21 protein-coding genes and 1 pseudogene are annotated in these 17,340 nt (G+C 69.7%); 13 read left to right on the top strand and 9 right to left on the bottom strand.

The window, feature by feature from the left end:
- The first annotated feature begins 129 nt into the window (after nt 1-129).
- A complete protein-coding gene (locus ACIQUT_RS38080; protein ID WP_403570089.1) occupies nt 130-486 on the top strand; it encodes a hypothetical protein in 357 nt (118 codons plus the stop codon).
- Nucleotides 429-875 (top strand): Tn3 family transposase, encoded by a 447-nt coding sequence (locus tag ACIQUT_RS38075; RefSeq protein ID WP_403570085.1) that lies wholly within the window; start codon nt 429-431, stop codon nt 873-875. Before ACIQUT_RS38080 ends, ACIQUT_RS38075 begins: the two co-directional genes overlap by 58 nt.
- A 126-nt stretch (nt 876-1,001) precedes the next feature.
- Here ACIQUT_RS38075 and ACIQUT_RS38070 read toward each other — a convergent pair whose 3' ends face one another.
- Entirely contained in the window at nt 1,002-1,577 is a 576-nt protein-coding gene (locus ACIQUT_RS38070) for a TetR/AcrR family transcriptional regulator (protein WP_403570044.1), read from the bottom strand.
- Between the two features lie 104 nt (nt 1,578-1,681).
- On the opposite strand from ACIQUT_RS38070, the gene ACIQUT_RS38065 reads away from it, so the two are divergent.
- The 4 genes from ACIQUT_RS38065 to ACIQUT_RS38050 all read left to right on the top strand — a co-directional run bounded on the left by ACIQUT_RS38065 (nt 1,682) and on the right by ACIQUT_RS38050 (nt 4,327).
- Nucleotides 1,682-2,314 (top strand): NAD(P)-dependent oxidoreductase, encoded by a 633-nt coding sequence (locus tag ACIQUT_RS38065; protein ID WP_403570042.1) that lies wholly within the window; start codon nt 1,682-1,684, stop codon nt 2,312-2,314.
- A gap of 2 nt (nt 2,315-2,316) precedes the next feature.
- Nucleotides 2,317-3,147, top strand: coding sequence for an SGNH/GDSL hydrolase family protein (locus ACIQUT_RS38060; protein ID WP_403570040.1), 831 nt, complete (start codon nt 2,317-2,319; stop codon nt 3,145-3,147).
- A gap of 272 nt (nt 3,148-3,419) precedes the next feature.
- A complete protein-coding gene (locus ACIQUT_RS38055) occupies nt 3,420-4,163 on the top strand; it encodes a recombinase family protein (RefSeq protein WP_403570038.1) in 744 nt (247 codons plus the stop codon).
- Nucleotides 4,160-4,327 (top strand): hypothetical protein, encoded by a 168-nt coding sequence (locus ACIQUT_RS38050; protein ID WP_403570036.1) that lies wholly within the window; start codon nt 4,160-4,162, stop codon nt 4,325-4,327. The genes ACIQUT_RS38055 and ACIQUT_RS38050 overlap by 4 nt, the downstream gene beginning before the upstream one ends.
- 125 nt (nt 4,328-4,452) lie before the next feature.
- Here ACIQUT_RS38050 and ACIQUT_RS38045 read toward each other — a convergent pair whose 3' ends face one another.
- On the bottom strand, nt 4,453-4,992 hold the full coding sequence (locus ACIQUT_RS38045) for a GNAT family N-acetyltransferase (RefSeq protein WP_403570084.1): 540 nt from the start codon (nt 4,990-4,992) through the stop codon (nt 4,453-4,455).
- Between the two features lie 578 nt (nt 4,993-5,570).
- On the opposite strand from ACIQUT_RS38045, the gene ACIQUT_RS38040 reads away from it, so the two are divergent.
- Complete coding sequence (locus tag ACIQUT_RS38040; RefSeq protein WP_403570034.1) at nt 5,571-6,242, top strand: DUF4097 family beta strand repeat-containing protein; 672 nt, start codon at nt 5,571-5,573, stop codon at nt 6,240-6,242.
- Between the two features lie 182 nt (nt 6,243-6,424).
- Here the strand turns inward: ACIQUT_RS38040 and ACIQUT_RS38035 are convergent, their stop codons facing one another.
- Complete coding sequence (locus ACIQUT_RS38035) at nt 6,425-6,775, bottom strand: hypothetical protein (RefSeq protein WP_403570032.1); 351 nt, start codon at nt 6,773-6,775, stop codon at nt 6,425-6,427.
- Between the two features lie 257 nt (nt 6,776-7,032).
- On the opposite strand from ACIQUT_RS38035, the gene ACIQUT_RS38030 reads away from it, so the two are divergent.
- On the top strand, nt 7,033-7,209 hold the full coding sequence (locus tag ACIQUT_RS38030; RefSeq protein ID WP_403570031.1) for a hypothetical protein: 177 nt from the start codon (nt 7,033-7,035) through the stop codon (nt 7,207-7,209).
- Nucleotides 7,210-7,219: 10 nt separating this feature from the next.
- Nucleotides 7,220-7,606, top strand: coding sequence for a hypothetical protein (locus ACIQUT_RS38025; RefSeq protein ID WP_403570029.1), 387 nt, complete (start codon nt 7,220-7,222; stop codon nt 7,604-7,606).
- Between the two features lie 360 nt (nt 7,607-7,966).
- Here the strand turns inward: ACIQUT_RS38025 and ACIQUT_RS38020 are convergent, their stop codons facing one another.
- From ACIQUT_RS38020 to ACIQUT_RS38005, 4 genes are all read right to left on the bottom strand, one after another.
- On the bottom strand, nt 7,967-9,202 hold the full coding sequence (locus ACIQUT_RS38020; RefSeq protein WP_403570027.1) for a serine hydrolase domain-containing protein: 1,236 nt from the start codon (nt 9,200-9,202) through the stop codon (nt 7,967-7,969).
- Between the two features lie 154 nt (nt 9,203-9,356).
- Nucleotides 9,357-9,749: a DUF1048 domain-containing protein gene (locus ACIQUT_RS38015; protein WP_403570025.1), complete on the bottom strand. Its 393-nt coding sequence runs from the start codon at nt 9,747-9,749 to the stop codon at nt 9,357-9,359.
- 2 nt (nt 9,750-9,751) lie between these two features.
- A complete protein-coding gene (locus ACIQUT_RS38010) occupies nt 9,752-10,084 on the bottom strand; it encodes a PadR family transcriptional regulator (protein ID WP_403570023.1) in 333 nt (110 codons plus the stop codon).
- A gap of 574 nt (nt 10,085-10,658) precedes the next feature.
- Nucleotides 10,659-11,291 carry a hypothetical protein gene (locus tag ACIQUT_RS38005; protein ID WP_403570021.1) on the bottom strand — a complete coding sequence of 211 codons (633 nt, stop codon included), beginning with the start codon at nt 11,289-11,291 and terminating at the stop codon, nt 10,659-10,661.
- A 446-nt stretch (nt 11,292-11,737) separates the two neighbouring features.
- Between ACIQUT_RS38005 and ACIQUT_RS38000 the strand changes: the two genes are divergently transcribed.
- Nucleotides 11,738-12,475, top strand: a complete 738-nt coding sequence (locus ACIQUT_RS38000; RefSeq protein WP_403570019.1) for a VOC family protein — start codon at nt 11,738-11,740, stop codon at nt 12,473-12,475.
- Nucleotides 12,476-12,687: 212 nt separating this feature from the next.
- On the opposite strand, the gene ACIQUT_RS37995 is transcribed toward ACIQUT_RS38000, so the two are convergent.
- Nucleotides 12,688-13,623, bottom strand: coding sequence for a LysR family transcriptional regulator (locus ACIQUT_RS37995; RefSeq protein WP_403570018.1), 936 nt, complete (start codon nt 13,621-13,623; stop codon nt 12,688-12,690).
- A 146-nt stretch (nt 13,624-13,769) separates the two neighbouring features.
- Here ACIQUT_RS37995 and ACIQUT_RS37990 point away from each other — a divergent pair, with 146 nt between their 5' ends.
- The 3 genes and pseudogenes from ACIQUT_RS37990 to ACIQUT_RS37980 all read left to right on the top strand — a co-directional run bounded on the left by ACIQUT_RS37990 (nt 13,770) and on the right by ACIQUT_RS37980 (nt 16,280).
- Nucleotides 13,770-14,822: a YncE family protein gene (locus ACIQUT_RS37990; RefSeq protein WP_403570016.1), complete on the top strand. Its 1,053-nt coding sequence runs from the start codon at nt 13,770-13,772 to the stop codon at nt 14,820-14,822.
- 623 nt (nt 14,823-15,445) lie between these two features.
- Nucleotides 15,446-15,724 (top strand): hypothetical protein, encoded by a 279-nt coding sequence (locus tag ACIQUT_RS37985; protein ID WP_403570015.1) that lies wholly within the window; start codon nt 15,446-15,448, stop codon nt 15,722-15,724.
- Between the two features lie 6 nt (nt 15,725-15,730).
- Nucleotides 15,731-16,280 (top strand): annotated as a pseudogene (locus ACIQUT_RS37980) (DUF4328 domain-containing protein).
- A gap of 47 nt (nt 16,281-16,327) precedes the next feature.
- On the opposite strand, the gene ACIQUT_RS37975 reads toward ACIQUT_RS37980, so the two are convergent.
- Nucleotides 16,328-17,020: a hypothetical protein gene (locus ACIQUT_RS37975; protein ID WP_403570013.1), complete on the bottom strand. Its 693-nt coding sequence runs from the start codon at nt 17,018-17,020 to the stop codon at nt 16,328-16,330.
- Between the last annotated feature and the right edge of the window lie 320 nt (nt 17,021-17,340).

Raw genomic sequence — 17,340 nt, 5'->3', positions numbered from 1 at the left:
AGGCCGGGTTACCGGGAAAACGAGGGCCTGGTCATCGATCCAGAGACCGGCATCCCCTCCCTCAAGGCCCACCGCTCCGAGGGTCAGCGGGCCTCGGCGAAGGCCCTGGAGCAGGAGATCAGGGCCCGGATGCCGGAGCGCTCCCTGCTCGGGATCATCTCCCGCACGGCGTACTGGGTGGAGTGGTGGCGCCGCTTCGGCCCCGCCTCGGGCAACGAGCCGAAGCTGAAGGACCCCTTCGGCCGGTACGTGATCACCACGTTTGTGAAGGGCACGAACATGGGCCCCTACGGCTCCGCGGTCGCCGCGGACGGCACCCACATGGACACCTACCTCAACAACCTGCTGTCCGAGACGTCCGTGCGGTACGGCGCGCCGGCTCACGCAAGAACGCCACCTGCACCGCGTTCCGCGAAGTCGGCCGCGTCATCCGCACCGTCCAGCTGCTGCGCTACCTCTCGGATGCCCCGCTGCGCCGACGGGTGACCGCCGCCACGAACAAGGTCGAGGCGTTCAGCGGCTTCTCCCAGTGGATCGGCTTCGGAAACGGCGGCGTCATCACTGACAACGACCCCGTCGAGCAGGAGAAGACCGCGAAATCCAACGCTTTGCTCACGAACGCGGTGATCTTCCACAACGCCCTCGACATCGCCGAGATCGTCCGCCAGCTCCAGGAGGAAGGCCACGTCATCGACCCCGAGGACCTGGCCCACATGTCGCCGTACCTGACCGAGCACATCCGCCGCTTCGGCGAATACTCCACTCACGAGCTCGGCATCCAGCCCGGGCAGTACGACCCGCACCTCGACGTCGACTTCAGCCCGCTGCGCGGCGACGGTCCGCGCGCGCCGGACGGCTACGGCCAGGCGGCCTGACCACCCATGCGAGGAAAACCACGATGAACGACTCCGCGACTGGTCGGGCGTGCTGATGGACTGCTTCCGGCGCAGGTTCTGCCGTAGCAGGCTGCGTACGATGCATGCACCGCTGATGGAAGGCGGTCACAGCAGCGGCTGCACGACCGCCCTGGCGAGGCCCTCGGCGAAGGCGCGCGGCGCCGCGGGGGCGTCCACACCGTGGGCGTAGTAGCGCAGGAATGCCTCCTGGAAGCACGCGCCCACCAACAGGCTCGCGGATGCGCCCGGATCGGCATCCCGGGCGATGCGGCCGAGGTCCTGCTCTGCCCGCAGGTAGCCGGCGAAGCCGGCGACCGCCTGTTCCGGCCCGGCGCCGTGGCGGCCCATCGCCTCCCGATGGGCGGCCATCCGCCGCGGATCGGCGAAGAGGGCCCCCAGCATGGGGATCGCCCGCTGGTAGAAGTCCGAGGCCGCGTGGGCGAGCGCCGCGAGATTGTCCTCGACGTCACCCTCGCCCGGGCGGACGGTGACGCGGGACATGCCCGGCAGCCGCTCGTCGAGGACGGCGAGCAGCAGCCGCTCCTTGTCCCCGAAGTACTTGTACAGCGTGGGCTCCGACACGCCGGACGCCTGCGCGATCTCCTTCGTCGTGGCGTGCATGACGCCGCGGTTGTGCAGGATCTCCGCAGCCGCGTCGAGGATCTTCTCCCGTGTGCTCATGACCGACCGTCCTCCTCATTTCGCCCTCCCGCTTGACGGGTTAGTGAACACTAGCGCATCCTGGGGTTAGTGTTTACTAACCCCACTCCGACCTGGAGGTCGGCATGCGCATCACCGTTTTCGGTGCCACCGGTGGCACCGGCCGGCAGCTCGTGGCCCAGGCCCTGGAGGCGGGCCACCACGTCACCGCGGTCGTCAGAGACCCAGCCCGCCTGCACCAGGCCGGCCATCCGCGACTCGACGTGGTGACCGCCGACGTGATGGACCCGGAAGCGATCACCCAGGCGGTGGCCGGACAGGATGCCGTCGTCTCGGCCCTGGGGCCGCGCGCCAAAGGCGAAACCTCGGTATGCAGCGACGGCGCCCGTGCGATCATCACCGCGATGCGGGCCCGCGGCACCCGCCGCCTGATCGTCGTCACCGCCGGCGGCCACATCGTCGACGCCGGCGACGGATGGTTCACGAAGGCCGTGGTCAAGCCCATGCTGCGGCGCTTCCTACGCGACAGCTTCGCCGACTTCGCCCGCACCGACCAGGCTGTTGAGGCCAGCGGCCTGGACTGGACGATCATGCGGCCGCCCCGCCTCACGGACGGCAAGCCCCGCCCCTACCGCACCGCCGTCGACCGCAACGTGCGCGGTGGCATCACCATCGCCCGCGCCGACCTCGCCCGCGGCATCCTCGCCGCACTCGCCGACCCGGGCACCGCCCGCCACACCATCGCCCTGGGGCACTGACCATGAAGAGCCTGTTCACGAAGAGGCGCGTCATCATCGCCCTGTCCACCCTGCTCCTCGCCGTACTGGGCGCGGGCGGCACCGTCGGCTACCTCACCTTCGTACGCTCGCCCACCAGCGCACCGGCCGATGCCTGCACCGACGGGCGCCCGCGGGCCGACGGCCAGGTCGTCGTCGCAGCAGGCGCCAGCATGGTCCAAGGCACCCTCGGCCACGACTGGGTCGGCGCCCTGCGCGAGAAGCCCGCGTTCCGCGACCACGAGTTCATCAACGCCGGCGACAACGGCAACACCAGCGCCGACCTGCTGGGACGCGTCGACAGCGACATCGTGGCCTGCGACCCCGACCAGGTCGCCATCCTCGTCGGCACCAACGACGTCCGCGACGGAGTGCCCCTGAAGGACTACCGCGACAATCTCCGCGCGATCATCGACCGCATCAAGGACAAGACCTCGGCCCGTATCGCCCTGATGTCCCTGCCTCCCCTCGGCGAGAACCTCGACACCGGCATCAACCACCGGCTGCGCGACTACAACGCGGCGATCAAGGACACCGCCACCCGCGCCAAGATCGACTACGTGCCCGTCAACGAGCGTTTCACCGATCACCTCGACGACCGGAGCGACCGGCCCGCCTACGACTTCAGCTTCACCACCGCCTACCTGGCGGCCACCGAGCACTACCTGCTCGGCCGCAGCTGGGACGACGTCGCCCGGAGCAACGGACTCGAACTGTTCGTCGACCACATCCACCTGAGTGACCGGGGCGGTGCCATCGTCACCGACCTCACCACGGGCTGGTTGTCCGGCAACGACGCCACCGCGAGGCAGTAAGGCGTTGCCTCGGGGTCGAGCCGGAACCGCGCAGAGAGTGCATTTGGTGTCGCATCGTTTGACACCGTCGACGCCTGAACGGCCCGAACGGCCGGCCCCGTACCAAGTGTCGGCAAACGAATGACGACAGGCGCGCCGGGCGTTCAATGAACCCGGACTTTCCGGGGCCCGACGGCGGCGCCGATCCCATCAGATCCGATGGCGGATGATGACAGGGTTTGCTGACAGCTAGGGTCGAATGCGACCACCGAGAGCGGGGAGCGGGGAGCGGCATGGCCAACCTGGTCTACAAGCGGGTGTCGACCGACCAGCAGTCGACCGACCGTCAGAACCTCGTCTTGGCCGAGGCCGGGATCGAGGACCCGGTCGTCTTCGAGGAACAGGCCGGCACCTCCAGCCGCCTCCACCCGCTTGAGCGCCCGAAGTTCGGCGAGCTGCTCGCCTACGCGCGGCCGGGCGACACCGTACACATCTCCGAGATGTTCCGGCTCGTGCGCGGCACTCAGCACGTCCTCGACGTGCTCGACGCCCTGCACCGCGACCGCCTCGCCCTGCGCATCCACGACGGCGCGTTCTCCACGATGGACCTCACCGCCCGCCACCCGCGCACCGGCGAACTGCTGTCCACGGTGAAGTTCATGGTGCAGACCCTCGCCGCCGCCGGCGAACTCCAGCGTGATCTCCAACGCGAGCTGACCTACGACGGGCTGCGGGCCGCCGAGGCAAAGGGCAACAGAGGCGGGCGCCGCCCGGCCGTACCTGCCGACAAGACCGACGCCGTCCGCACGGCGTATCTGGAGGGCCGGTCCATCGCGGCCCTGGCCCGCGAGCGCGGCGTCAGCCGCGGTGCCATCCGCACCGCCGTCGCCGACCTCCTGCCCGAATACACGGCCGCCGACCCCGGCGCCCCTGCCCCGGAACTGCCGGTCACCTCGACATGCCGGGCAAGGTCGCCGACTTCCTCCGTACCACAGACCTGGAACCAGCCGAGCGGACCGCGCTCGACCAAGGGGTGACCGTACGACGCGGCCAGGGATACACCCTGCGCATCAGCGCCATCCCGGCGGTACACCGCCAACTCCTCGACCGCTGCCGGCCCCTCGACAACACCGCGGCAATCCCGGCACAGCGCAAGGCCCGCCGCGAGTACGCGAACCACGTCAGCAACCTCGACCAGTAACCAAGATCATCCCGTGGTGGGTTTCTGGCGTATTTGGGTCATGCCCCCTTCGGGACGGGCACGAAGCTCGCGGGCGAAGTGGTGATCTGCTGCCCCGGGCGGCCGAGGAGACGGCGCCGGGCAGCTCAGACCTCGGGCAGGGACGGGTCGGGTGTCCAGGGGCTCGGAGCGGTGATGGCCCAGCGCTCGTGATCCCGCCAGCCCCCGTCGACGTAGAGGTAGGCCGGCGAAATCCCCTCGTAGCAAAAGCCCAGCCGCTGCACCAAGGCAAGGGACGCCTTGTTCGCCGGCTGGATGTTGGCCTCCAGCCTGTGGAGCCGCAGGTCGGTGAAGGCGTACTGCAGGGTGGCGGCAAGCCCTTCGGTCATGTACCCGTGCCCGGCGGACGGAGCGAAAGCCGCATAGCCGAGGGACGCGCCCTGGAAGCGGCCGCGGATGACCGAATTGATGTTGACCATGCCGGCGGCCGTCCCTGTCTCCCGGACACGGACCAGGAAGCCGAGGTTGACGCCGTCGTCGAAACGGCGCATCCAGGCCTGGAACTCCTCCGCGGTTGCAGGCAGCTGCATCCACGGCAGGTGCAACTCGGAGCTGGCCCGCACGAGCGAACAGAACTCGTCCTGGTCAGAGCGGGTGAGCGGACACAGTTCAACTCGTGACGACATCTTCGGCATGACCCAACGTTAGGGCCTGCGGGCAGGAGGCCACCCGAGTCATCCACAACCGGAATGATCTAGGACTGGATCATGCACCCCCCCCTGAGAGTGGCGCCGTTGTGACGGTCCGGATGCGGCGAGGCGCCCACGATCCAGACAGCCACCGCCGGACAGGCAGGCCGACCTGCGGAAGCCGACCGCGCGGCGTCGACAGCGCGACGCAGGTGTGATGGCCGGCTTCCCGCACATCAAGAGGCCACCTCCCCGGGATCCGCAGCCGCTCGGTCTCACGACCGCAGGGCGAAGAAGCCAACCGGTACGTCGCACGGCTCGATTACGGTCTCGTTCAGACCGAGCGCCAGCGCGGCTCCCGCGAGCCCCCGGCATAGCATTCACCCCCATTCCATTGCAACGCAACAAGGCGTGACGTTGCGTTAATTGCCACACCCAACGCAACGATTTACCAGCCCTGAGCTGGGAAGACAACACTCAGACGCAATGAATGGATTGATAGATTCTTGAACGCAACGTAGTGTTTCACCTGTCGGAAACACCGACGGGAACAACAAAACGAAGGAATCACCACGATGCAGACGTTCACCACCCCCGCCCCGATCGCCACCGTCCTGGACATCCCCGCCGGACGCATCCGCTTCATCGCCGCCGACCGCGCGGACACCACCGTCGAGGTCCTCCCCACGACCGCCGACAAGCACAGCGACATCAAGGCCGCGGAGCAGGTCGAGATCGACTTCACCGACGGCGTCCTGCGCATCGCCGCCGAGCCGCCGAAGAACAAGTTCCTGGGCGACTCCGGCTCGGTCGAGATCACCGTCCATCTGCCCGCCGACTCCACCCTCCGGGCCAAGGCCGCCAGCGCCGAACTCCGCGGCGTCGGCCGCCTCGGCGACGTGGTCTTCGAGGCCGCGGCCGGCACGGTCAACCTCGACGAGACCGCCGCGGCCCACTTGGCCCTGCAGGCCGGCGACATCGCGGTCGGCCGCCTGCACGGCCCCGCCGAGGCCACCACCTCCAAGGGCGACATCCGCATCACCGAGGCCCGCCGCGGCACCGTCCACCTCCGTACGGAGGCCGGCGACGTGACCATCGGCGCCGCCCGCGGCGTCTGCGCCACCCTCGACGCCGGAACCGCCTACGGCCGCATACGCAACTCCCTGCAGAACACCACCGGCGCCGACGCGGCCCTGACCATCCACGCCACCACCTCCTACGGCGACATCACCGCCCGCAGCAACTGACCCTTCTCAGCCATGACGGCCAAGGCGGACAGGCCCCTCCACCTTTCACAACAACATCACCGCTCTGCAGGACATGGCCGCTGCCGGCTCCTGACCGGATCTCACCGGCCGCCGCGGGGCCGAAGCCTGACGGCTTCGGCCCCGCGAACAACGAACCTCGAAGTGGAAGGGCGGCCCAGGGCTCAGGTCCTCGCCCAGCTGGGCATCTCCGCCGTTGCTTCAACCCAGGCCAGAACCTGATCAACGGCAACATCGAAATCTGCCGGCGCCTGCGGATGAAGATCCGCCTGCCACGCCACATCACCCACGAAATCGAGCCCGATCACACTGACCCCGCCCTCGGCAAACACGCTTACGTTGCCGTACCTGTTCCCGAAATCCACGTCCACTTGGGCATCGGGAGCGTTCTTCCGGCGCCTGACCGGGCGCCAGTCAGCAGGACGAATCCGCAGCGCCACGTCGACACCACAGGCCCGGCACCCGCTCTCACGCTCCGCGAACCACGCCTCCAGCCAGTCCGGCAGTCCACCCACGCCGCTCCCCCTCGCTCCGGAATCGCACCAGAACACCATCCTGACAGGCAGGTCGGCACAAAAGCTTCCGGCACCCAACCGAGCGACCGGCACAACTCCCTACAGGGGTCGAGCAGCCTCCCTCACGGTTCTGCACTCGACCTCGCACTTCGCTCTGCAGATCAACTCGTACGCCGACAACACGAGCCGCGCGACACGCCCGAAGGCTTTTCGAGGCCGTGCATGGCCTGACCCGCTCTGGTCGGAGCCACAGCTCCGTGGCCCGAGAGCTCGGCCTGAACCGCCGCACCGTCAGCAAATACGCCACCGACTGGACCGGCGGCCGACCGGTGATCGTCGGCCACACGCTGCTGTTCTCTGTCGGCTCGGTGCTGTGCGCCGCCGCCCAAGGCGTCGAGGACTTCAGGTCGGCCTGGCCTGCAGTGCGGCAGTAAGAATGAGGTCGTGTTCAAACGCGAATGGCCGGAGCCACCGACCGATGCCCGGCTTGACCCATACCGCCACGCTGCTGCCCGTCTCATGAACGGGAACGAACAGATCGGCGTGCTCGTGATCCGAGTCGCCACCTGGTGGCGAAGGGAAGGACCCTTCTGGCGAAGGCGGTGGGGGAATCCGCGAGAACTTCCCGAGTGGGCGCTGTCTCGCGTCGGCCCGGCACAACAGTTGCCCGACTTCGACGACGGGATCGTCTCAGCTGAGGAGCTCGACGGGGAGCTCGCCGACTGGGCAGCGGGGATCTTTCGCCTACGGGGCCGGCAGTTCAGTCTCGTCTGGCTTGGCGAAGAGGAAGCCGACGCTGCGCATAGGGAGCACGGGTGGACGATCGGCTGACCATCCCTGCTGTGCTGTTTACCGCGGCATAGCCGGGACGTTCATCCGTACGCGGCTGGGGAGCTTCGGGGCTCTGGCAGGACTGTCGTAGCCGGAGATCATCTCGGTGACACGGTCGGCTGGTGCACAGGATGGGCAGCCTGTGACTGTGCTCTGTTGAACCGGCCGAGCTGTGGCAGGCCGCCGGCGAAGCCCAGCTGGGGCTCCGTGTACGGCGGCGGCACCTGGCGTGCCTCCGTTGGCGTAGGCCTCCCTGCGTGCCGCCGTCCAGGCGGAAGCTCCAGCCGGCAGGGGGCGTCATCGGGGGTGTTCCTCCGCTGACCCGCACGGGGCCGGGGCCGGGGCCGTCCGGAGGCTCGGTCAGTCGTCGATGGCCTGGTAGAGGGTGGTCCAGAAGTCCTGCATGGCGCGTGCCGAGTCCGGGGTGGACATGCCGGTCTGGGTGAGGAGGATGCCGACGAGCCGGTTGTGCGGGTCGGCGTAGGTCGTCGTGCCCGTTCCGCCGTCCCAGCCGAACTGGCCGACGGGCGCGTAGTCGCCGCGGTAGGTGCGCACCGTCATCCCGAAGCCCCAGCCGCCGGTCTGCCCCTGGCCGTGTGACAGGTGGACGACGCTGCGCGCCCAGGTCTGTAGGGCGGCTGTCTGGTCGGGGGTGAGGCGGTTGGTGGTCATCAGCTCGACGGCGGGCCGGGACAGGATCCGCTCGGTGCCGTGCATTCCGTGGTTGAGCAGCATCCGGAAGTAGGCGTGGTAGTCGTCGACGGTCGAGTCGAGCCCGCCGCCGCCGGACTGGAACGCCGGGGGCGTGCTGTGGTGTCCTCCTGCAGCCTGGTCCTCCACGGTGAACTCCCCGGTCTGCGGGTCGGGGGCGTACAGGGGCGGCAGGCGGTCGATCTTGTCGGCGGGCACGTGGAAGCCGGTGTCCTTCATGCCCAGCGGATCGAAGATGCGCTCACGCAGGAACGCCTCGAAGGGCTGGCCGGTGACCCTGGCCACCAGCACCCCGAGCACGTCGTCGCCGACGTTGTACAGCCACCGCTCTCCGGGCTGGTGCATCAGCGGAAGCGTGCCCAGGCGGCGCATCCACTCGTCCGGGTCCACTGCCGGCAGCATCCATCCGTTCTCGCCGTAGACCTTCCGCTCGAAGTACGCGCTCATCATCGGGGAGCCCATCGCCGTCATGTCCAGCCCGAGACCGCAGGTGGAGGTGAGCAGGTCCCGCACGGTGATCGGACGCCGTGCCGGCACGGTGTCGTCCAGGGGGCTGTCGGGCCGCTTGAGGACCCGTCGGTCGGCCAGTTCCGGCAGCCACTGGTCTATCGGGTCGTCGAGCCGCAGCCGGCACTCGTCCAACAGGACCATGGTCCCGGCGACCGCGACCGGCTTGGTCGTCGAGGCCATGCGGAAGATCGTGTCCCGGCGGATCGGCGCGCCGCCGTCGTGGCGCATCGTCCCGATCGCCTCGACATGCGTCTCCTCGCCCCGCCCGATGAGGGCGACGAGGCCGGGGATCTTCTTGGACTCGACATGCGCCTGCAGTACCTCGCGCAGGCGGCGCAGCCCTGCTTCGGACAAGCCGTTGTTGCCGTTTGCCATGACGGGTCTCCTTGTACGCGATGGTCGGTCTCGACAGTGCCGCGGGCAGGCGGTGGCGGGCGGCCGGCCGGGGGCGCGGCCCGGCCGGCCGCGTGGTGCAGACAGGCGATGAACGTGGTACTCCGCCCTGTGGGGGCGATGTGCTGAGGCGGGATCAGACCGTCTCGGTTCCTGCTACGGTCGCGCCGCCGGCGGCGCGGTCGATGTCCTCGGCCAGCTGCTTCCGCGCGCGGGCGGGGACGTAGCCACCATCGGAGTAGTTCTGGGCGAACGCGTCGGCGAACTCCACCGGGTCCTCGCCGACGATCCCCCGGACCGGCGTCCCGTCCGCTGCGGCCTGCTCGAACAGGTCGGCGAGGTCTTCGAACATCGAGGCGCTGCTGTCGCCGTCGGTCGGTACGAAGTGCATCAGGTAGCGCTCGATCGCTGCGATCGCCGTGCGGTGGTTCTCAGGCAGCTCCTTGACGCGCGCCTTGTACGCCCGCCAGCGCTTCTTGGGCCCGATCACCTTCGCGATGATGCCGCCGGTCTTGTCTGCTTCGGACATGGTTACTCGCCCTCCCCTTCGCGGAGCCGGTCCAGTCGTTCCGAGAGGAAGCTCCAGGTCTTCCAGAACTCTTCGAGGTGCTCCCGCCCCCGAGCGTTGAGGGAGAGCACCTTGCGCGGCGGCCCCTTCTCGGACGGGACCTTCTCCACATCGACGAGCCCGCGCTTCTCCATCCTGACGAGCAGCGCGTAGACGGTTCCTTCGGCGATGTCCGGGAAACCCTGCTCCCGCAGCCGCGCGGTGATCTCGTAGCCGTAGGCGGGCCGGCCGGACAGGGACGCGAGGATGATGCCCTCCAACGTGCCCTTGAGCATCTCGGTCAACAGCTTGGCCATGAAACCGCCTCCTCCCTGCGCTATTTGGCGTCATTGAGTACCGGTACAACGTAACGCTGACTACCGGTACTCAGCAAGACCGAATAGCGGAGGGCGTCGCCCGAGGGCTGGGAAGAGTCGAGCCGGGGGCGGCCGTCGATGCGATGACCCGCGGCCGGCATCGGGGCCGACGATGGTGCGAAGAGGACGGCGGTGGAGGCGAGTCCGCCGGCCCGACCCATAGCCATCCGGCGATGAAGACGGCGAAGTTGGGGGCGGCGGCCACGACGAGGAGGCGGAGCGGGCCGAGGACAGCGCCGTGACCGGCCCGTGCAACTCCCGGCAGAATCGGTCACCGGCCATCGGTCAACGCGGCCTCGCCGGACAGGCGCTCCGGCCAGGTTGGGAGAGCCACTGTTCGGCGGCTTCCACCTGCCAGGCGGCGCAGTCAGCCGCCTTCGCCTGGTGGAAGGCGATGACGGGGTCGACCAGGGCGAGGCCGTGCTCGCACAGGACCCAAGATCAATCGGTCCCCAGCTCGTTGCCGCCGGCACGGCGGGCGGCCGGGCGCCCTGGTCCGAGCGGTCGGCCTGTTTCAGAGCCGCTGCCCGGGCCCGATGACCGTGAGTCCCACCTGCTCGGCGAGCCAGTACGCGTACGGCTCCCTCAGCTGGCGGCCGTCGACGCTTGCGCTGCGGACATGGACAAGGACGGTGTGGTCTTCGGCGGGCTCGTCAAGCTCGCGGGTACGGGCGTTGAAGAGGAGCGTCACCGCAGCGTGCTTGAACTCTCCTTGGAAACCTGACTCGGGCGCGTCCGGCCAGGACAGCATCTCCCAGTTGATCCAGCCCACGTTCGTGCCGATCGCCGCGGTGAAGGCGTCCTCGATGCTGCCGACCGGCAACTCACTCAGTCCGCACTCCACCGGCAGCCGCCCTTCGTACGCGGCCGGGTCGGCCGGCAGACCCGGCTCCTGCACGCCGACGACCAGCGGGGGCTGCTCGTCCCACGGCACCCCGTGGAACTCCTCATACTCCGCCTGCCCCCGGAACCATGCCTCGGGCAGCTCCTTCGCCACACGCCGCACCTCGGTGACGGAGCGGAACTCTGCGTACACGGAGACCTCGGAGTACTCGCACCGACCGAACTCCATGAGACGGCGTGCGGTGCTGAGGGCGAGTGCGAGGTCGGTGGTACGGAAGACGGGGTAGGCGATGTCGTTGGACATGCGTGCACTGTGCCACGGCCCGTCATCGCAGGTCATCGCATTATCGAACAACCATGCGCGCGTCCGCCCGTGGCCCGCCGCACGAGCGCTCGGCTCCACCGGCTCGGACGCTCAACCGTCAAGTCTCGCACTCGGTCTCAACGGGCTTCAGCAGGCGTCGCGCGCACGTTGTCGTCCGGGTCCGCCCGCCCGTGAAGGGTGCGGGCCGAGCGGGCCGGTCAGGGGCGCGGGGCGTGAGCAGCATCCGATCGGCCAGTGGTGTCAGCGAGCCGTCGGAGTGCGGGATCGGTGCCACTGGCCGGCCGGATGCGGGCGGCGTGGTCGGGCCTCGCCTTCGTTCACGAGCACTCGCGCAGTGTCGACGAGGGTAACCATGGCCAGTACCGGGTCGAGCACGTGTCCGATCGCGGCGGCCCGGGCCGGCGGCAGCCTCTAGGATTTTCGTCATGGCAACGAGACTCGTGCAGATCAACATGAAGGCCCAGGACGACTCCGCACTCGGCCGGTTCTGGGCGGAGGCACTCGGTTGGGGTGTCGACAGCGAGGGACCCGGCGTGACCAACCTCGAACCCGTGGGCTTCGCCTATCCCGACCCCGTGGCCGTCTGCATCGACATCGTCGCCCGCCCGGAACCCAAGACGGTGAAGAACCGGGTGCACCTTGATCTGGCCACCACCTCGACCGCTCATCAGGAGGAGTTGGTCGCGCGCCTGAAGGGTCTCGGCGCGACGCTCGCCGACGTGGGTCAGGGCGACGTGCCCTGGACGGTCATGGCCGACCCGGAGGGCAACGAGTTCTGCGTCCTGGAGCCCCGCCCTGTCTACCGGGACACCGGGCTGATCGCCGCGGTGGTGGTCGACTGCACCGACCCACGGGGGATGGCCCGGTTCTGGGGCGAGGCGACGGACTGGACGGTGCACGAGGTCACCGACGACCACGCGACCATGCGCTCCGCCCAAGGCGTCGGCCCCTACCTGGAGTTCGTCCGCACCCCCGACACCAAGAGCGTGTGGAACCGCGTCCACCTCGACGTCTGCCCCTACCCCGGTGACGACCTGGCAGCAGAGGAAGCCCGACTGCGCGCCCTGGGCGCCGCCGACCCCGGTATCGACCAGTCCGCAATCCACTGGACGGTCATGGCCGACCCGGAAGGCAACGAGTTCTGCCTCCTCAGCCCCCGCTGACCTTGAGCAACGGCTCCGCCCGCTTTCAGGTCGCCGACGAAGACCGCACGGCGTCAGCGCATGCCGCCCCCGAGGCGGGGAGGGCTTCCCCGGTGGTCCAGCGCGCGTCAGCGGACGCCGGGAAGGCCACGAGCCGGCCTTCGTAGGCGCCGGTACCCGTACAGCCTCGGCGCCTACGGCGGCATACCGCGGAGTTCACCGATCGTCAGCCCCTACGGCAACCCACCTCCAAGGTCAGCAGCGGCTGCCGGCCCCGTCCGCGGCGGGGTCAGGACGGCGGTCGCCACGTGCTCGCGGAACCAGCGGTGCCCCGGATCGGCCGAGTTGCGGGGGTGCCAGGCCATCCCGAGGTCCAGGGGTGCCAGGTCGAGGGGGATGGGGAACGTCCGCAGTCCCATGGCGGAGACGGTGTCGGGGAGCCAGTCGGCGAGGCTGAGCGCGACGAGGTCGGTGTCCCGGGCGAGCATCATCGCGCTCGTGTGGCTGGGCACCACGACCGCGGTCCGGCGCCGCAGCCCGAGTTCCGCGAGCGCACTGTCGATGGGCCCGAGGCGCTTGCCGAGCCGGGAGATGCCGATGTGGTCGGCCGCGGCGAACCGACGGGCGTCGATCCTCCCGTCGAAGAGGGGATGACCGCTGCGGGCGATGCCGACCAGCGTCATCCGGGTGAGGTGCCGGGTGCGGATCTCCGGGTCCAGGTGTCCGAGGACGCCCAGTTCGACGTCCACCCAGCCCTGCCGCATCCCGGGGCCGCCCTCCACCGCCTCCGACAGGAAGACGACGTCCACCTGCGGGGCCTCCGCATGGATCCGCTCGGTCAGGCTCCCGGCCAGTCCCACGAGGAGCAGGTCGGTGGCCTGCACCGTGAAGGTGCGTTGGAGGTGCACGGCATCGAAACCGGGACCGGGCCGCAGGACGCTGTCGCAGCTGCGCAGCAACGCGCCCACCTCCTCCCGGAGTTCCACGGCGCGCGGGGTGGGGACCAGCCCCTGGCCGGCCCGGACCAGCAGCGGGTCGCCGACGGTACGGCGGAGCCGGGCCAGGGTGCGGCTGACCGCGGCGGGCGAGGTGCCGAGGCGCTCCGCTGCACGGGTCACGCTGTTCTCCTGGAGCAAGGCGTCCAGGACTCGCAGCAGGTTGAGATCCATCAGTCGCTCCTGAGCTGCATTTTTGCGTCTGCGGCAATGATTGGATGCCAATCTTTGCATTGTTGTGGCACCCCGCCGGCGCGGAGAGTGGAGATGCCCGCGACCACGCGTGGCGTTCCTCCCTCCGCCCCTTTCAAGGAGCCGCTGTGCAGCAGTCCCCCCGTACCGGTCGGGAAGGCGATGTCCTGGCCGTCGTCAGTCAGAGCGGACCGACCGTCTCGTTCTTCGACGCCGCCTCCGACCACCACCTCGGCGATGTGCACGTCCCCGCCGAGCCCCACGAGCTGTGCTTCGACCCGACGCAACGACTCCTGTGGTGCACGCTGACGTACCACTCGGGCTACTACCACGCGAACGCCGGCCGCCGCACCGAACTGGCCGTCATCGACCCCGACACCCGCCGCATCGTCGAGGTCGTCGACCTCGCCCCGGAACACGGGCCGCACGGCCTCGCGCTGGACCCGGTGCGCGGTCGGCTCTACGTCAGCGTGGAGAGCGCCGAGGACCGACCCGGCGGTGTCGTGGTGATCGACACGGCGACCCGCCGGCCCGTGGGCAGGATCGACACGGACGCGCCCGGCCCGCACTGGTTCGCCATCGACCCGGCCGGAAGGACCGGGTACGCCACCAACAAGGAGGCGCCGTTCGTGTCGGTCGTCGACCTCGAACGGGGCGTCCTCACCTCGAAGGTCGAGGTGCCGGGCAGTGAGGGACTCGCCGTCTCCGCCGACGGCAGGTACGCCTTCGTCGCCGCGCCCTACGGCAACTTCTCCCGCACCGCCGAGGAACGGCCGGCCACGGGAATCCGGGTCATCGACGCCCGGACGGCGTCCGTCGTCGACACCCTGCCCACAGAGGACATCGTCCTGCCGGTGCACCTGACGTCGACGGGGAAGCTGCTCGCGGGCGAAGTGCGCATGGCACCCGATCCGGTGTCCCGACTCGGACGCAACGCGCCGGGCCGCCTCACGGTGTTCGACGCCGACACCCGCAAGCAGGTGGGCGACCTCGAGGTCGGGCTCTTCCCGCTGACCATCACCTCATCTCCCGACGGCCGACTCGCCTACGTGTCCTGCGTCATCTCGTCCACCGTCGACATCGTCGACCTGGAGACGCTGGAACGCGTGGCCCGGCTGGACATCGCCAAGCTCGGCGAAGCCGGCGCGCACGGCCTGGCGTATCTCCCGCGCCCGGCCTGATCGCCGCCCGGCGGGCCGGACGAGCACGTCCAGGCCCGTACTTCGCGGGTCGCTCCGGTTGACGAGTGGGCCCGGAGCGCGGTGCCGGGACCGCTCCCGGTCCGCTCTCCCTCCGGGCCTCTCGCCGAACCCGCCGCCCTGCACCTCCCGACGCAGCGGGCTCTCGTGCTCGGTGTCGTACGCCAGGATCGTGACGCGGCCTGGCCGGGCACGGGCGGTGGCGCAGGTCAGGTCAGGTCAGGTCAGGTCAGGTCAGGTCAGGTCAGGTCAGGTCAGGTCAGGTCAGGGAGTCTCGCCGTCGTCTCCGGCAACGAACCGTTTGGCCAGCCAGCCTCCCCCGAGCGACCGGCTCCACGGTTCCGGCCGGCTGTCGTCCGATCCTGCCGAAGGCGGCCCGGCATCCCGCGCCGCCGGCGTGCGGAGGGCCACTTGGTGGTCGGCCAGGGTGGGCGGGGCTGCCCGCCGCCCCGGCCGCGGGCCTTCGCCCGTCGGCCCCATCCAGCCATCGGCAGGCAGGAATCCTTATGGACCCTGCATCCGCCGATCACGTATGTTCACCGGGCTCGGGCCGCCCAGGAGGCGGCCCGCTTCTCTGTCGTCGTTCCCGTGGGGGGATCTCCATCATGCTCTTCGGCACACCCGGATCACCGCCGTCCCAGCCCCAGGGCCCCGGCTCGGCCGGACCGTACGCGGCCGCGCCGCCGGCGCAGCCGTACCCCGGGCAGCCGTACCCCGGGCAGCCGTACCCGGGGCAGCCGTACCCGGGGCAGCCGTACCCGGCCGCGCCACACGGAGCCGCGCTGCTGCGCTCCCCGCTGGGCCTCGGAACAGCCCTGACGGTCCTGCTGTCCGTCACGGCCGCGGTCAACCTCTTCTCGTCCGCCGTGAGCGCCTACACCTGATCGGCGATGGCGAGCCTCGCCGCGGACGGCACATCCGTGGCCGACACCTTCACGGCGGCGGATCTGCTCACCGGCATTGCCGGGCTGCTGCAGTCCCCCTCCTTCCTCGGCACCGCCGTGGTTTTCTTCGTCTGGTTCCACCGGGTACGGGCCAATGCCCAGGTCTTCCGCCCCGACGGGTTCAGCCAGACCCCGGGCTGGGCCATCGGCGGCTGGTTCATCCCCGTCGCCAACGTCTTCCTGCCGTTTCGGACCGCCCGCGAAATCTGGGCAGCCAGCGTGCAACTGTCCCGCGACGGATCCTTCCGTGCCGTGTCGCAGGCACCCGTCGGTCGCCTGGTGGCTGGCCTTCGTCGTGTCGATGGTCCTCACCCGGATCAGCGACCGGATCTACCTGAACGCCGAAACCGCAGAGGAAATGAAGGACGCAGCGGCTTTCGGCCTGGTCTGCGACCTCGCCACCGTCGTCGCAGCCGTCCTGGCGATCGTCTTCGTACGCAAGCTGACGGCCCTGCAACACCTCCGGGCCACACAGGGGTTGTACGCAGCCTCCTGACCCCCGGTCTGCCGGGCCCGCCCGCGGAGGTTGGCGGTGACACATCCTCACTCCCTGCCCAGCACCTCCGCGTACTCGGTGAGCTGACTTTCCTGGTCCGCGGTCAAGTGCCGGATCTCCCAGATCAGCGCCGCTGTGTCAACCACCTCGGGTGTGAGTTCGCGGCTACCCGCCGACGGGCGGACGCCGGTCAACTCGGCCAGCACGGCGACCGGTACGCCGAGCATCGCGGCGAAGCCGTCGAGCATCTCTGCATCGAGCGGCTTGGCGCCCCGCCCCACCGCGCCGATGGTCGAAGCCGCCTTGCAGACACCGGACATCAGATACATCGCCTTGGCCGTCCCTGACCAGTTCAGGTTACGGAGCCCGAGCATCCGGAGGAGGAGCGAGCCGAAGCCGGGTGGGTATTGCTCGTGCGGGCGGGGCTTCCGAGGAGTGAGCACGCCCGCCGGTGCGGTCATGCGGCGTGCACGGGTACGCAGCAGTTGCCGACCGGACACGGGCAGGGCGAGGGAGCGCGACACCAGGAGACCGGAAGCGCCGGCCGTCTCGTCGAAGAGCCACGCGGTCTCGGGCACGGGGAGGTCCGCGACGAGCAGGAGGTCGTGGGTGCGCAGCCCGGTCCGCTCCGCGAGGCCGCCGAGGAATTCCTCGGTCGGGGGCCACGTGGCCGAGAGGCCGACCGCGCCCGCGAGGCGCGCCAGACGTATGTCGGGTTCGGGGTATGTCGAGGGTTCCATGGTCACCACGGCTTCGGTCGGAGGTGTTCAGTCGTGTCGGGCCCGCCGGGTACAGCCTCCACGAGGCTGTACCCAGTTGTCAGGTGCCCGGTCAGGGCATCCTCTGCCCGGGGTGATACACCCAGGCCTTCCGTTCTCGATCCGAGTGAACGCGCCGCCAGGACCCACGACCCGCTGCTGGAACCAGCTCGCGGCCGGAGCGGCGCGGGCTCCTCCGGCGATGAGGCGGGGGGGTGCCCCTATCTGTTTGGTCAACCCGTCAGGGTCGCTTCGTGGGGGTTAATCCTGGTTTCCGGGAACGTCCCGCGAAGCGGGACGTT

Source organism: Streptomyces sp. NPDC090445, from assembly GCF_044769385.1.
Taxonomy (GTDB): Bacteria; Actinomycetota; Actinomycetes; order Streptomycetales; family Streptomycetaceae; genus Streptomyces.
This window is presented reverse-complemented; position numbering and strand designations above follow the sequence as displayed.

Coding starts and splice junctions, on each gene's coding strand:
- ACIQUT_RS38080 (WP_403570089.1), top strand. CDS start 130: ATGCCGGAGCGCTCCCTGCTCGGGATCATCTCCCGCACGGCGTACTGG.
- ACIQUT_RS38070 (WP_403570044.1), bottom strand. CDS start 1,577: ATGAGCACACGGGAGAAGATCCTCGACGCGGCTGCGGAGATCCTGCAC.
- ACIQUT_RS38065 (WP_403570042.1), top strand. CDS start 1,682: ATGCGCATCACCGTTTTCGGTGCCACCGGTGGCACCGGCCGGCAGCTC.
- ACIQUT_RS38060 (WP_403570040.1), top strand. CDS start 2,317: ATGAAGAGCCTGTTCACGAAGAGGCGCGTCATCATCGCCCTGTCCACC.
- ACIQUT_RS38055 (WP_403570038.1), top strand. CDS start 3,420: ATGGCCAACCTGGTCTACAAGCGGGTGTCGACCGACCAGCAGTCGACC.
- ACIQUT_RS38045 (WP_403570084.1), bottom strand. CDS start 4,992: ATGTCGTCACGAGTTGAACTGTGTCCGCTCACCCGCTCTGACCAGGAC.
- ACIQUT_RS38040 (WP_403570034.1), top strand. CDS start 5,571: ATGCAGACGTTCACCACCCCCGCCCCGATCGCCACCGTCCTGGACATC.
- ACIQUT_RS38020 (WP_403570027.1), bottom strand. CDS start 9,202: ATGGCAAACGGCAACAACGGCTTGTCCGAAGCAGGGCTGCGCCGCCTG.
- ACIQUT_RS38015 (WP_403570025.1), bottom strand. CDS start 9,749: ATGTCCGAAGCAGACAAGACCGGCGGCATCATCGCGAAGGTGATCGGG.
- ACIQUT_RS38010 (WP_403570023.1), bottom strand. CDS start 10,084: ATGGCCAAGCTGTTGACCGAGATGCTCAAGGGCACGTTGGAGGGCATC.
- ACIQUT_RS38005 (WP_403570021.1), bottom strand. CDS start 11,291: ATGTCCAACGACATCGCCTACCCCGTCTTCCGTACCACCGACCTCGCA.
- ACIQUT_RS38000 (WP_403570019.1), top strand. CDS start 11,738: ATGGCAACGAGACTCGTGCAGATCAACATGAAGGCCCAGGACGACTCC.
- ACIQUT_RS37995 (WP_403570018.1), bottom strand. CDS start 13,623: ATGGATCTCAACCTGCTGCGAGTCCTGGACGCCTTGCTCCAGGAGAAC.
- ACIQUT_RS37985 (WP_403570015.1), top strand. CDS start 15,446: ATGCTCTTCGGCACACCCGGATCACCGCCGTCCCAGCCCCAGGGCCCC.
- ACIQUT_RS37975 (WP_403570013.1), bottom strand. CDS start 17,020: ATGGAACCCTCGACATACCCCGAACCCGACATACGTCTGGCGCGCCTC.